The sequence below is a fragment of the Pedobacter paludis genome, assembly GCF_003173575.1.
GTDB classification, from domain to species: Bacteria; Bacteroidota; Bacteroidia; order Sphingobacteriales; family Sphingobacteriaceae; genus Pedobacter; species Pedobacter paludis.
Genome location: NZ_QGNY01000001.1, coordinates 1,024,345 through 1,038,293, shown reverse-complemented (window position 1 = coordinate 1,038,293; position 13,949 = coordinate 1,024,345). Strand labels below are relative to the sequence as shown.

The window sequence follows — 13,949 nt, the reverse complement described above, 5'->3', positions numbered from 1 at the left end:
ACTGTAAAATTGGGGAGAGAAGATTATATTTGACCTCCTTTAAGCTACTTGAATCAAACCCCAGAGGCAAAAAGTCGGCTGCACACTTTGGAATAAAACCGAGTGGATACTATTGCTGAAATCCCCACGTATTGGACAAAAATAAGATTTGGGAAACCAGTAGAAAAAAATTTCTTACCTAACGACACCTATGACAACTTAATCGAACTAGATAAACAAGAATGGAACGAAGAGGATAGTATAAGAGCTTCTATCTCTGGAAATAAGGAGTTGAATTTTAAAGTTAAAAGTCAATTAACTGAACCAGACCCGATAGTCAAAGATTTCCTAAAAAGGATAGACAGCAAAAAGAAAGAAAAATACTATAGCAAAGATTCTTTGGTAAATATAGGTGGCAATGCCAAGGTTTCAGTTGTTTCTGTAATGCCTAAAAACTTAGATAGGTTATTTCTCATTGTCGATTGTTTAATTAAAAACTTTAGAATTTTGGGGTATAATTTTATAGAAGACCATAATGGCTTTGCTCTGCTTTACAACGAAGAAAAACTTTACTTATGCTTCAGAGAAAAAAGTAATTATGTCCACGAAGAAGATAGGCAGTATAGTTATCAATCATTGGTTCCAAATGGTAAATTAAGCGTTAAACTCAAAAACATTTACGATAAAGAATTCTCTGATACAGATTCTATCTTTTTGGAAGACCAAATTGAAAGAATTTTAATTTATATAGCAATAAAATTTAATACTCTTAGAATTGAGCACGAGCGAAGTAAAGAACGGAGTAGGCTTTATGAAATAGAGAAAAAGAAAGAAGAAGAAATTAAACAAAGGAAAGATGATGAATTGATTAAATTTAAGTTGTTAATTGATGAGTCAGAAAGATGGAAGAAATTTGAGATACTTGTTGAGTATTATAACCATTTAAAAGAGGTTTCATCGACAGAAGACAAAGAAGTTCAGGAAAGGTTAAAATGGATTAAATCAAAACTTGACTGGTATAATCCAGCAATTAATGCTTTTGATGAACTTTTAGATAACGTTAATAGAAATACTTTAGAAATTAATAAACCAAAATCTTGGTGGTAATTTGTACACCATCTGTACTATAATATATTGCTAATTATCTGATAATCAGTATCAATTTACTTTCTGTATCGGGAAATAAGTAACCATAATAAGTTCAAAATAATTTTTTACAGCCGTTTAAAATTACAGAATAGAATCGCAATAGGGAGAATTTTAAGAATTATAAAACAAAGATAATTTTTATACGAAAATTCTTCTACAAGCGCTACTTCAGTTGAAAATCAGGATGCCCTGCCTGCCATAATGCGAAAGTATACATATTGGCAAAATTTCTGAAGGTAACCGTCTTATCCTCTGTATAATGTCCATTATCGTAGTTTACCTGCATTACAACCGGCTTGCCAGAGCTCGATGAATTTTGAAGGGCGGCTACAAATTTGCCGGGCTGCCATACAATTACCCGTGGATCATTCATGCCGCCTACGGCAATTACTGCCGGGTATTTTGTTCCAGCTTTTACATGGCCTAAAGCATCCATCTCAATCAGGGCTTTAGCTTCTACCGGATTGGTGAAAGTGCCGAATTCGGCAATGTTATCCGCATTGGGGGTAAGCTCAAAACGCAGCACATTGCTTACACCAACGTTGCTTATCGCAGCGGCAAATAAATCAGGGCGTTCGGTAATGGCACGACCAATTAAAATACCACCGGCACTGGTGCCTTCTCCTATTAAATGTGAAGCACTGGTATAGCCATTTTTTATTAGGTATTCGCCAGACGAAATAAAGTCTTTCCAGGTATTTGGTTTTGTGGTTTTAAATCCTGCCTTGTACCACTCCAGGCCTTTTTCGCTTCCACCCCGTGGGTGCGTAACCGCAAGTACCACACCCTTATTCAACAAGGCAAGGTATTTGGTATCGAAATGCGGAACGGCAGAAAAACCGTAGGCACCGTAACCCGTCATAAAACAAACGGACTGTCCGTCTTTTTTAAATCCTTTTCGGTACATAATAGACAGTGGAACCTGAACACCATCATGACCAGGAATTTCTATTTCTTCTACTACGAGGTCTTGCAGTCCTGGATAGTTGGCAGGCACATCGAAAGGACTTTTTGTAAAGGTCTTTTTAGCTGCATTATAGTTTATACCAGAGGGTGGCTGCAACCAGGATATCGACAAAACATAACAATCATTTGTAACTGGGTCGTAAGAGAAAAAACCATTAATCCCGACTACTGGCGATTGTACCACATTAATTTTCTCGGTTGCAACTTCAAAAGTTTCGAGATATGACCTCACCACATCATCTTTTGTGATCAATAGGTAATCCTTACAACTCGCTATGCTGTAAATCTTTTTTCCTTCGGGTACCACTACTTTAGCATTTTTGATGTCTGGATTTTTGATGCTGGTCATTAAAATTCGACCGTTCGAAGTACCTTTTAGGCTGTAGAGCAACAGTTGACCATGAATTACCTCAATCTGTGCCACGCTGTCTTCACGAACCACCAGGTTGCGCCAGGAAATTTTGGGTTTAAGCAAATCGGTAGCGGGTGCGATTACGATGTGCATACGCAAATCGACAGTGGTTAAATTACCGATTAGATACTGGCCATCATTGGTGAAATAAACACCCGGAATTTCTGTTTTCGAAATGTTAAGTTCGGGTTGGCTGGCACTCGATAATAAAGCCTTATCCTTTTCCTGTGCTGTTCCCAACTCGTGGTAGCGGGATACGGTATGCATCTGGAAATTGGTATCGAAAGGGTTATCGGAATTGAGGCGTGTATAGATGATGCCTTTACCATCTGGAGTCCAGGCCATTTCCTCACGTACCGGGCTTATCTGGTCGGGAAGAAAGGATTTGCTGGCGATGTCGTAAATTCTTAAGGTAGAAATCTCGCCACCTCCACTGGCCATCGATATGATAACCTTTTTACCATCATCACTGGGCAAGAAATCGCTAATGGCATATTTCTTATCGGCAGTATAGGTAAGCGGATCAAAAATAAGTACTTCAGGACCCGTCTCTCCATCTTTATAATACAGTTTACCTACGTTTTCTCCGGGCATCGTTTTGCGAAAGAAATAACGGCCTGCCTTGCGTTTTACAATTCCGTAGCGTGCCGGTTGCAATTTATCGTATTGAACCAATGTTGCAATTAAGCTATCTCTGCCAGGAATGCGTGCCAGCAATTGATCTGTGTAGGCACCCTGCGCTTTATACCAGTCCTTAACTTCCTGATTGTTTAAATCTTCCAGCCAGCGATAATCATCAACTACCTTGGTTCCAAAATAGGTATCTGTTACCGGTTGTTTACGTGGTTTGGGTAAAGTTTCCTGTGAAAATGAAGGATTTGAAAGAAAAACAAGAGCAGAAATGGTGAGGCATTGTAGAAAGCATTTCATGAGCGGTTTGATTGACGTATTTAGATATAAGACTATTAAACAGCAAGTTAAAGCTTTTTCAGAAAATTGCAAAATGATCAGGCTTAATTTTCTAAAGCTTTAAGATTTCCAGGTTGGCCAGCATTTTGCACAAATCTTTATTATGCTTCAAGCGGAATGGAGAAGGTGAAGGTTGCGCCTTTTTGCAGTTCGCTTTTTAGGCTAAGCTTGCCCCCATGTCTTTCGATGATGGAATAGGCGAGGTAGAGGCCAATCCCGAAACCAGAAAACTGCTTTTCATCTTTCCCTTCTACGCGGTAAAAGCGTTCGAAGATTTTCTGATGATCTTTTTCGCTAATCCCAATGCCCTTATCGGTAATGCTTACCTGTAGCTGTTCGTTTTCTTTAGATATAGAAATCTGAACGGGGCTTTTGGCTGGCGAATATTTTATGGCGTTGGAAATGAGGTTGATCAATACCTGGGCAATCTTATCGTGATCAAGCTCGGCGGTTACTTCAGCGTTGTGGTTCAGGATAAATTCGCGGTCGGGATTGGTGAGCTTGAAATCTCCGGCCACTTCGTTGATCAATTCATTTAAATTCACATTTTCTTTGTGCAAATCTAGTCGTCCGGTTTCAATTCGGGTAAGATCGAGCATATCCGATACCAGGCTGGTGAGCTGAAGCACCAGGCGGTTGATGCGATCAAGGCCATTGGCAATTCTTTCCTTTTGGAACTCGGTTTTTTTGATTTCCCGTTGCATCAACTGGATGTGGCCCTTAATGGAGGTAACCGGGGTTTTAAGTTCGTGCGAAAGCAGGCTTACAAAATCTGCCTTACGCTGGTCTTCTTCCTTAAGCTTTTGAATATCGGTTGTAGAGCCAACCCACATGGTTATTTCTCCATTTTCGTTTAATATGGGCGAGGCCACATTGAGGTGCCAGATGTAATCGCCCTCTGTATTTTTAAACCGCATTTCGGATACAAATGGTGTTCCGCTTGCTGCGGCTTTTGCCAGTCCTTCGCTAAAGGGTGGCACATCCTCTGGATGGATCATTTGATGATAGCCAAAATTCTTGAGGTCATCAAAGTCTAATCCCGAGAAATCGAGCCATTGCTGATTAAAGAAGGTAACTTCGCCCGAGGGCAGGGCATTGGAAATTTTAGCAGGCACCAAATCTGCAAGGTGGCGGAAATGTGCTTCGCTTTCTTCGATTTTTTTTCTGGCCACTACCTGCTCGGTTACTTCGAACACAAAGTTAAATACCCCATCTATTTTATTGTCGAGGTTTCGCCTTGGCACATAGTTAAAGGTAAAATAACGGTCGGTTGTGGGCCCGCCTTCGTAATCGGCAATGGGTACATGGAGTTCGTGCACTTCGAAAGGCGTTCCGTTATAGTAGGTGTCGAGCATGGAATCAATCAGGGGTGCGCCTTTTAGTTCGGGCACCGCTTCCAAAATAGGTCTACCAATCAGCTTCCTGCCTGAAAGGATTTTCTGATAGGCAGGGTTGATCATTTCGTAGGTAAGATCGGGGCCAGTCCACAGGCAGATGCCCGCGGGCGCCTGCATAAAAAATTCATATAACTTATATCGCTCTTTTTCGAGGAGCTGGTTGCTTAAATCGACTTCTTTTCTTTCGTTTACCTGTCTGGTGTTTTCGAGTACCCATATGGCAATTTTGGTAGCCTTGCCCTCTTCATTTAAAACAGGGGCATAAACAAAGGTTACAAATATATCTTCGGCCTTGCCATATCTGTTAAGCTTTACCTCAACCTGGTCTGCATGGTAGGGTTTATGGGTTTTGGCAACCTGCTCTAAATGGGGCTGATATATTTCTTTTACTTCGGGGAAGGCATCCCAATAGTACTTGCCTATAATGGCTGTTTCTGTCCGCCCGGCAATATCGAGGAATTTTTGGTTCAGCATTTCTGCCACAAAGGTATTTGCATCGATAATACAGATGCCAATAGGTGCGCAATTAATTAAGTGCTGTAATTGTGCATTATCCTTCAATTCCATAGGGGTTTGGTTTTACTTCAAAACTAAGAAAATAAATGTTGATTGGAAATAGGGCGGGGAGGGTTTAGGGTGGAAGGTGTAAGGTAGAGGGTAATTAAAGGGTTACGGTGATCGATAAAAGGTTTACTGCGGGTGTTTGAGGATTTACGGTCTTAAGTTGAAGGTTAAGGATTGAAGATTGAAAGTTTACGGTAGGCGTTTAAAGGATTACGTTACGAGATCAAAGATTTACTTCGGGTGTTTAAAGATTTACCATACTGGATGAAAGGTTTACAACACATATTTAAAGTTTTAAGGGGTATGGTTGAAGTTCTATGAGGAAAGGTTAAAGGTTTACGGAACCCGAACTAAAATTTGCAGATCGTTAAAATTTAGGTGCTTGCTGAGCAATGGTTAGTGTTGAAGGTTTTTTGCCGAAGAAACAGCACCTTGGGGGAGGGCGGTTAAATAGGGATGATTTGGGTTTTTATTGTTCTGCTCTAAATGAGATGCCAGAAATTTGTTTGTATTGTGGGTGGCTGAGCCCAAAAACAGATTTTACATAATTCTTAACATCTGTAGCGAGGGCAACAACTCCCATTTCAGGATTGTAAAGGGCTTCGTTTCGCTGCAGGCGCCCCACACTTAATGCCGTGGCTTCATTATTTACAGCTTTATTCTTTTCCAACAAATCGTTATATAGTGCCGTGAGGCCGTTCACCTGTAATTCCGTTTCGTTTGGGCATAGGCCTTAATGGTGCTTAATAGCTTAATCTGCTTATCGAGCGTATCCAACTGATTATCGTAACTCATTTGCAATGCCGAAATTTGATTGATTTCCTTCCCGGTTGCTGTTAGAACCTGTTTCTCTTCTTCGCTTAGCTTTGCCGATGCTCTGCGTCCTTGTAATTTTCGGTGGTTTGTTTCAAAGTTGCTATTTCCTGCTTAGATGCATCGGTTGCCTTTAGGGCATTAAAAAGGCGAGTGCTTAATTTTTGCATGGGCTCAAAGGCTTTGGCACGGGTAGCGGTTGCAATGTTGTAATTGGCCAAATGGGTGTTTACCTGTTCTGCCGTTGTTCTGGCTTCTTGGGCTTTGGTGTTTAGGGCTACAAGCTGAATGGCGGGGTTACTGGGGTTGTAGGTAGCACCATAGGCGCTGATAAAGGTAAGGAGGTTTTCAAAATTGGCCACATTTTTCGCATGGCCGGTTTCATAAGCTGTTGACATAAGGTTTTTTTTAAAAGGATTTATAATTCGATTAACTAAAAATCAAGTTAAGAAATTTATGCTTACAACTTATAGGAGTGGGTAGGATATTTTTTTGTCTTTAGCTCAAAAACGGAAATTTTATGCTAAGGTGTTCTGGTTACACACGCGACAGGCGTGCGCTAGCGTGGGAAAATTAGGTTATTGTAACTACTCTTTATATTTTATATCTTCATTCCTTAACTTAACGATCTCAATCATTATGACTTACAAGTTTACCGATCCTGCAAATACAGCTTGTTTTGTGTGCAATCATGTTTTAAACAAACAAAGATCCATATCATATGTGACGCATGAAGCAGAAGATGGCTTTTGGCAGTTCCTGTGTGGGCAAAACGACCATCCAAACGATGAAGATTACAAAGTAATTTCTTTAGAGCAAGTAATCACTATTGATGCATCCGTGAATGACTTATACGATATGCCCTTGGGTATTGGTGCAACCCGGAATAACCAATCTGGTAAATGGGAACCTTTTAATCTGAACTGATTATCTATTGTAAAATATGTCTTTATACATCTGCCCTAAATGTGGCATTAAGAACTTTACATGGGTGATTGAAGATGAACCGTATATTAAAACCAGTTGGGGTTGTTATAACTGTAGTTATCTAGCAACAGAAGATGAAAGGCTGGTACGTGAGTGTAAAGTATGCGGACAAAACTCCGAATCACTTTTAAAAGATGGTGATAGAGAATATTTGTGGTGCTTTAGTTGTGAGAAAGAAAACCGATTATGATTATCCAGTTATACTAACTTCCCATAAAAGAGGGAATGGGGTTGATTTTTACTGGCAACAAACAACCTCCACTTGCATTAGTATTATTTATTAAAAATAAGATAAGTTGAGGTTTGGTGATGATACCAAACAAAAGGAAAGACCATTAATTTCACTATAGGTGGTACAAGTTATTAAAGGAAATTAAAACTATCTTTTCTTTAAAAGGTGGCAATGAAAAAAGTGGTATCATGAATGATGTTCTGAAAATACAAATGTTTTTAGCATACTTGTAACCTTATATAACGCGCATGGATTTCTTTAATTCCTTTTTTCAAAATGTTAAGGATAAATTGACTAACCCTTTCTTCGGTACTCTAGGCTTTATTCTCATATTACACCATTGGGAATTTTGGTATACCCTATTTAATTTTGACGCCGATTGTAGTCGTGTCGAAAAGCTTGCAATATTAAAATTAATGGTTGCGAAAGACTTTGCAGTTCGGAATTTGTTAGAAGATATATTCTTGACAGTAGTATTTGTATTAGCCGGCTACTTAGTTGTGTTTGGTACAAGAGCACTTTCACTAAGTTTTGACCATAAGTTAATGACTTGGTTAACGAAAAAGGTAGTATCCAAAAATGTGGTATTGCTCGAAACGCATAGAGAAGTTGTGCAAGAAAGAGATAGATATTCCGAACAATATGAAGAGCAACGACAAAGAGTTAGAAACTTTTCAGCAAACCTTGATGAACAAACAAGGCAAATACAAGAAAAAGATAAACTAATTTTAACAGAAGGTGCCAAAGTAAATGAATTAAATATTTCGAATGCAAAAGTTACAACGGAATTAAATAGAGAGAAACAGAAAAATGAAAGTTTGCAAAACGCAAATGATGAAAAGGAAACTCAAGTAGACCGAATCGAGAACGAATATAATAAATCGGTTGTCTATATGGGAGAATTAGAAAAAGAACTTTATGAATTCAAGACTATTTTTTTCGATCAAGACAAAAGATATGGTTGGAATTCACCCGACAAATTTCCTTTAGAAATATTAAATAAGGTACATGAGTTAAGAGATTCCAATGAATGGAGTCATTTTCTTAAATTATATAATGCCATGCAAAATGGTGGCTCGTTTTCAGAAAATGAATTGCTAAAATTCAAAGAGTCTGGACTAATATCGCTGACTAGTGACCCGAAGCTGACTATTCTTGGAAGGATTATTGGATTTTATAGTAATATATTCGACGACAATATCTCAATGTGATTTAATAAGACGCTGTAATTCACTACATCTACTTTTATACATTACAAAATTTTCTAAATAATTTATAATTATTTTATGGATATATTTAATTAATTTCTAATTCTTTAGGGAAAAAGAATTGATCAGTACCACTCTTAAGAATAACCTCGGGTGATATGCCAGCTTGTTCTAAAAGTTCTAACAACACCTCTTTTATCGCTTCTGGATTTTTATCTTGGATGATAATTCTTTTAAGGTTTTTTAGGTTCTCAAATATAGCCAAATCTACTTTTCTATTAAAGAAAGGAAAGCTATAACCTATTACAACTATTACTTCGATACAGGTTAGTGTTTGATGACAATACTTGATAAAATCAATTAGGGATGAGTTTTCCCATGCAAATTTTAATTCACAACTGTAAAATGAATACTTTTCATAAATTCTATGATAATTTCTTACAAGATCTATAAGTAATTGCTCTTGATTTTGATTTCTATTTTCTATTAGAAACAGGTATTTACCTGTTGAAGATTTCATCCTTGCGGAACCGTTTAGTTTTATCACCGAGAACTTATCATAAATATATTCCATTTGCTCAAAATCATATGAAGAAAACATATTAAGTCTTTCCTTGCTATTATCTAAATTACCGCCAATGAAATTTTGGAAACTTGCTTCAAGCTGAAAGTCGTAGTTCCAAGAAAGGACTTTTATTTTTTTTGGCAACCTATTTCCTGCCTGAAGTATTGAAGCAAAAAAATTATCATATCGCTTGTCTAGTTGTTTTATTATCTGACGTGCGGTAAAATAAAAACTAAGCGTAATCTTTAATTTTTGAAATTCTTGTTGATCAGTATGATAAAGTTTTTTAGCATATGTATCTACGCTCGAATGTTCATCACATGCTTTAACAAGTTCAGCTAGTCTATCCTCTAAAAAAACTAAAAGAGGGTTGGCGTCTACAGCATCGCTTCTTTTCAAATAGTTTGATATTACTGTTTGATCCTCAATAATCTCATTAGCCATTTGACTAACAATGGGCAATGCTCCTGCACTTGCTCCTGCTCCTAAAAGATATGCAACTTCAGCCAAATCAATAGTTTTAAAATTGTAGATATCTAATATAGGACAATATGTTAGAAAGTCGTGAAATGTTTTAAATCTGAGAAATCATTTTTAAAACATTACGATTCCCAGTCAGGATGGGAATGACGAGGAGGCCAAGTCACTGCCATTGTTCCTGAGGAGGGTTTCTAGATTTCTTGTAAGTTTGCGTCTGCGACCTATCATTTCCCTGTAAAATTGCTTCCTTTAATATTTTCGGGTGAAGCTGGTCAGAGTTTGGTGGGCATTTTATATTTTAGCTTTATGCAAGCGATTAACTTAACCATGGTTCAGGCTAGGAAGATTATTATACATGCTGCGGGTTTGGCCAAGCCTGCCCAATTTGGTTATGGAATTGATGCGGTGTATCGGCTGATTGATCATTTGGGTTTCGTACAGCTGGATACCAATTATGTGGTCGAACGTGCGCATCATCATGTGCTCTTTGCCCGGGTTCCAGATTATGAAACCGCATGGCTTGCCGAACTTTGCGAGGAGGGCAGGGTTTTTGAATATTTCAGTTCGGATTCTGGTTATCTGCCAATGGATGATTTTCGGTTTTCACTCCCGATAAAAGAGGCTTTTAAAACCCAGCGTAAGCCGATCAGTAAAGCGGAAAATATTTTGATGGAGCAGATTATGGATCGGGTGGAAAGGGATGGTGCAGTTCGGGTGGGGGATTTTGAGAACGACCGTATCGAAGCCAGTACGGGCTGGTGGGACTGGCGACCGGCAAAGGTTGCGCTGGAGCGTCTTTACTTTGATGGCCGGCTGATGATTACTCGGGACAGTAAGTTTCATAAAAGCTATGATGTTCCGTTGAATCTGGTGCCTTTGGATACGGATGTATCTATGCCAACAGCAGAAGAATTTGCCCGTTTTATTATCAAAAGAACTTTGGGTGCGCTTGGGATTTCTTCGGTAAAGGAAATGGCCTGGAGATCGAGAAGGGTAAAGGGACATCTGGTTAGAACCGAACTGCTGAAAATGGTGGCTGAAGGAGCAGTTTTAACGGTGCAGGTAGATGGTTTGAAAGGACCGTTTTATATGCTTGCCGAACAAAATGTTGATGCGGAGATTTCGGACCAAGTTTTTATCCTTTCGCCCTTCGACATCCTGAACGTGTTTCGCCACCGTTTACGCGATTTCTTTGATTTTAATTACCAAGTAGAATGTTTTGTTCCGGCAGCTAAACGTTTGTATGGTTATTTCTCTCTTCCAGTTCTCGCCGGTGATGCATTCATCGCCCGCATGGATGCCAAAGCTGATCGTAAAAAGAAGATTTTGATGGTACATAATATCCATTTTGAAGCCCTTGAGCTACAGGATTCGGTTATTGAAAAGTTTAGTTCGGCATTAAAGGCCTTTGCAACTTTTAATCAGTGTTATGATATCCGCTTTGCTAAATCGAACAATACGGCTTACTTAGCTGCTATCCAAGCATTATTTTGAGGGTTTTAGTGCATAAAAATTGAGATTCTTTTTTTTATGGTTCGTCAACATGCAATCAAATGCCTTCAACATGCCTTAGACATGCACTAGGACTGCCATAGACTATGGGACAAGGCTATGTAATTATGTAAGTGCCTGACAAAACTTTCTTGCCTGATGAATGGTTAGACTTGTGGACATTTTATATCTTTGAATAAACAAAAAACAATGCAAACGGGAACAGTAAAATTTTTCAACGAAACCAAAGGTTTTGGTTTTATAAAAAGCAGTACAGGCGAAGAGGTATTTGTACATGCATCGGGATTGATTCACAACATTAAAGAGGGCGATGAGGTTACTTTTGAGTTGCAAGACGGCAAAAAAGGCGTAAACGCTGTTGATGTAAGAATTGCACTGGTTTAACCAGAACATTTATGAAATTAATGCAGTTGCTAAACCCAACTGCATTTTTTTTATGCTTTGATTTTGATGCTCCAGGTTTCAGGGAATCAAAATTCATTAATGGAGGCTGTAAAAAAAACGCTAAAATTCAATCGTATAAAATACACGCTGAGCTGTTCAAACTTCTTTCTTGACACACCAGCCACGGGTTAGGGGCATAAGTAATTGGCCGAAGCTTTCCTATAACTACAGCTTTTTTCCAGGCTTGTACGGAGTGCACTAAATGGATTAGATAAAAGCTGCAATCTTACCTTTAGCTACAAGAACCAGCCATCTGGCTAATTTTCCGGCTTAGCCCATACCGATTTTTGTAGAAACAAAATTTAAAGATTATGAAAGTTGTATTAACAGGTTCCTTAGGGAATATAGGTGAACCACTGGTAAAAGAATTGGTAGAAAACGGCCACGAGGTTTCGGTGATTAGCAGCCGTGCATCAAGAGCAACTGAAATTGAAGCATTGGGTGCCCAGGCCTTGATTGGCAAAATGCAGGATGTTGCTTTTTTAACCTGGGCATTTACGGGTGCCGATGTGGTGTATTTGATGGAAACCATGGAGGCGGTAGGCGATATGTTTGATACAGCAGTTGATTTTAATGGTGCGATTAGCCAGATTGGCGAGCATTATAAACAAGCAGTTGCAGCTAGTGGCGTGAAAAACGTAATCCACTTGAGCAGCATCAGTGCACATACCAACAAAGGAAATGGGATCTTGTTGTTCCATTATAATGTAGAGCAATCGCTTAGATCCTTGCCTGAGGAAGTGAACATTAAATTCATCAGACCAGTTGGATTTTACACCAATTTATTATCCTTTATCAGAAACATCAAATCAAAAGGCCTAATTACTTCAAATTATGGTGGCGACCAAAAGGAGCCTTGGGTTTCTCCATTGGATATTGCCAGCGTAATTGCAGAGGAAGTAGATTTGCCGTTTGAAGGCAGAACTGTACGTTACGTAGCCAGCGATGAGGTTTCGCCAAATGAAATTGCTCATGCTTTAGGGCGGGCCATTGGCTTGCCAAACCTGAAATGGGAAGTGATTTCTGACGAGACCCTATTGAGGCATTGGCTGGGGATTGGCTTTAACGCACAAGTGGCAAATGGTTTTGTAGAGATGCAAGCCAGCCAGGGAACGGGCCAGCTTTACGAAGATTATTATCGGAACAAGCCAGTATTGGGAAAGGTTAAGCTAGAGGATTTTGCACAGGAATTTGCCAAGGCTTATAACGTAGCGGAGTTTTAATATATTTAGAGGCGATTGCAGAACTGCTCAAAGTAATTTCTGCAATTGCCCTTTGAAACGAAAGAGAATGACAGTCCTTAAAAAAGTAAAAACAATAAGCGAATTTCACCGAACCAGGCAGTTGCCCCCTCCACAGCACCCACTGATTAGTGTGGTGGATTATGCGGAAGTGAATATCTTGCCAGAATTCCATGACTGCAGCTGGGTTTTTGATTTTTATTTTATCTCGCTTAAGAAAAACTTTATCGCCAAAATTAAGTATGGGCAACAGTCTTACGATTTTGATGAAGGTGTGATGTTCTTTATTGGTCCCGGTCAGGTTTTCAAGGTGGAGCGTGATCCCGAAGCCTCTAAAGAGCGGTCGGGCTGGATGTTGTTGATCCATCCTGATTTTATCTGGAATACGCCATTGTCCAAGCAGATCAGGCATTACGAGTTTTTCGGCTATACCATTCATGAGGCCCTTTTTGTATCCTTTCGAGAGGAAACAATTATGATGGGTATTATCGAAAACATCGTACAGGAGTGTAATGCCAATTTAGATCGGTTTAGTCAAAACATTATCATTTCTCAAATTGAAACCCTTTTGAATTACTCGGAGCGTTTTTACAACCGTCAGTTTCTGACTCGGAAAAAGACAAATCACCGGATTTTAGAACAAATGGAAACGATCCTGGATGATTACTTTAACAGTGGCGATTTGATGGGTAAGGGTTTGCCCACTGTGGGTTATCTTGGAGAAAGGCTGAACATGTCTCCCAAATACCTCAGTAGCCTGCTTCGTGTTTTAACGGGGAAGAGCGGAGTCCAGCACATTCACGATCGATTGATTGAAAAGGCGAAGGCGCAACTATCGGTAACACAGCTATCGATTGGGGAAATTGCATATGCCCTTGGCTTTGAACATCCACAGTCTTTTAGCAAATTTTTTAAAAGCAAAACCAATATTTCGCCATTAAAATTCCGTCAATCATTTATTGATGGCTGAGTTTTACATAAAAAGAGATGGGATGATTAAATGTTTGTTAGCTGGAAGTTGTTTAATTTTT

At 39.1% G+C, this 13,949-nt stretch carries 12 protein-coding genes; 7 read left to right on the top strand and 5 right to left on the bottom strand.

Going from position 1 to position 13,949, the window contains the following annotated elements; genetic code table 11:
• Positions 1–102 precede the first annotated feature (102 nt).
• Positions 103–1,086 (top strand): hypothetical protein, encoded by a 984-nt coding sequence (locus tag DF947_RS04480; RefSeq protein ID WP_109928452.1) that lies wholly within the window; start codon positions 103–105, stop codon positions 1,084–1,086.
• A gap of 205 nt (positions 1,087–1,291) precedes the next feature.
• Here DF947_RS04480 and DF947_RS04475 read toward each other — a convergent pair whose 3' ends face one another.
• The 4 genes from DF947_RS04475 to DF947_RS04460 form a co-directional block, all read right to left on the bottom strand.
• Positions 1,292–3,436, bottom strand: coding sequence for a prolyl oligopeptidase family serine peptidase (locus DF947_RS04475; RefSeq protein WP_109928451.1), 2,145 nt, complete (start codon positions 3,434–3,436; stop codon positions 1,292–1,294).
• A gap of 140 nt (positions 3,437–3,576) precedes the next feature.
• Entirely contained in the window at positions 3,577–5,439 is a 1,863-nt protein-coding gene (locus DF947_RS04470) for a PAS domain-containing protein (protein WP_109928450.1), read from the bottom strand.
• Between the two features lie 466 nt (positions 5,440–5,905).
• A complete protein-coding gene (locus DF947_RS04465) occupies positions 5,906–6,139 on the bottom strand; it encodes a hypothetical protein (protein WP_109928449.1) in 234 nt (77 codons plus the stop codon).
• Positions 6,140–6,296: 157 nt separating this feature from the next.
• Positions 6,297–6,647 carry a hypothetical protein gene (locus tag DF947_RS04460; protein WP_109928448.1) on the bottom strand — a complete coding sequence of 117 codons (351 nt, stop codon included), beginning with the start codon at positions 6,645–6,647 and terminating at the stop codon, positions 6,297–6,299.
• A 241-nt stretch (positions 6,648–6,888) separates the two neighbouring features.
• Between DF947_RS04460 and DF947_RS04455 the strand changes: the two genes are divergently transcribed.
• Together DF947_RS04455 and DF947_RS04450 are read left to right on the top strand one after the other, a co-directional pair.
• Positions 6,889–7,176, top strand: coding sequence for an immunity protein Imm33 domain-containing protein (locus tag DF947_RS04455; RefSeq protein ID WP_109928447.1), 288 nt, complete (start codon positions 6,889–6,891; stop codon positions 7,174–7,176).
• A gap of 540 nt (positions 7,177–7,716) precedes the next feature.
• The gene (locus tag DF947_RS04450) at positions 7,717–8,679 is read left to right on the top strand and encodes a hypothetical protein (protein ID WP_109928446.1); all 963 of its coding nucleotides are present in this window, start codon (positions 7,717–7,719) and stop codon (positions 8,677–8,679) included.
• Positions 8,680–8,764: 85 nt separating this feature from the next.
• Here the strand turns inward: DF947_RS04450 and DF947_RS04445 are convergent, their stop codons facing one another.
• On the bottom strand, positions 8,765–9,751 hold the full coding sequence (locus tag DF947_RS04445; protein WP_109928445.1) for a hypothetical protein: 987 nt from the start codon (positions 9,749–9,751) through the stop codon (positions 8,765–8,767).
• A 276-nt stretch (positions 9,752–10,027) separates the two neighbouring features.
• On the opposite strand from DF947_RS04445, the gene DF947_RS04440 reads away from it, so the two are divergent.
• The 4 genes from DF947_RS04440 (at position 10,028) to DF947_RS04425 (ending at position 13,888) form a co-directional block, all read left to right on the top strand.
• The gene (locus DF947_RS04440) at positions 10,028–11,215 is read left to right on the top strand and encodes a winged helix-turn-helix domain-containing protein (protein ID WP_109928526.1); all 1,188 of its coding nucleotides are present in this window, start codon (positions 10,028–10,030) and stop codon (positions 11,213–11,215) included.
• A 207-nt stretch (positions 11,216–11,422) separates the two neighbouring features.
• Entirely contained in the window at positions 11,423–11,617 is a 195-nt protein-coding gene (locus tag DF947_RS04435; protein ID WP_109928444.1) for a cold-shock protein, read from the top strand.
• Between the two features lie 371 nt (positions 11,618–11,988).
• Positions 11,989–12,900: an NmrA family NAD(P)-binding protein gene (locus DF947_RS04430; RefSeq protein ID WP_109928443.1), complete on the top strand. Its 912-nt coding sequence runs from the start codon at positions 11,989–11,991 to the stop codon at positions 12,898–12,900.
• Between the two features lie 67 nt (positions 12,901–12,967).
• The gene (locus DF947_RS04425; protein WP_109928442.1) at positions 12,968–13,888 is read left to right on the top strand and encodes a helix-turn-helix domain-containing protein; all 921 of its coding nucleotides are present in this window, start codon (positions 12,968–12,970) and stop codon (positions 13,886–13,888) included.
• Positions 13,889–13,949: the final 61 nt, after the last annotated feature.

Coding starts and splice junctions, on each gene's coding strand:
- DF947_RS04475 (WP_109928451.1), bottom strand. CDS start 3,436: ATGAAATGCTTTCTACAATGCCTCACCATTTCTGCTCTTGTTTTTCTT.
- DF947_RS04470 (WP_109928450.1), bottom strand. CDS start 5,439: ATGGAATTGAAGGATAATGCACAATTACAGCACTTAATTAATTGCGCA.
- DF947_RS04460 (WP_109928448.1), bottom strand. CDS start 6,647: ATGTCAACAGCTTATGAAACCGGCCATGCGAAAAATGTGGCCAATTTT.
- DF947_RS04455 (WP_109928447.1), top strand. CDS start 6,889: ATGACTTACAAGTTTACCGATCCTGCAAATACAGCTTGTTTTGTGTGC.
- DF947_RS04450 (WP_109928446.1), top strand. CDS start 7,717: ATGGATTTCTTTAATTCCTTTTTTCAAAATGTTAAGGATAAATTGACT.
- DF947_RS04440 (WP_109928526.1), top strand. CDS start 10,028: ATGCAAGCGATTAACTTAACCATGGTTCAGGCTAGGAAGATTATTATA.
- DF947_RS04435 (WP_109928444.1), top strand. CDS start 11,423: ATGCAAACGGGAACAGTAAAATTTTTCAACGAAACCAAAGGTTTTGGT.
- DF947_RS04430 (WP_109928443.1), top strand. CDS start 11,989: ATGAAAGTTGTATTAACAGGTTCCTTAGGGAATATAGGTGAACCACTG.
- DF947_RS04425 (WP_109928442.1), top strand. CDS start 12,968: ATGACAGTCCTTAAAAAAGTAAAAACAATAAGCGAATTTCACCGAACC.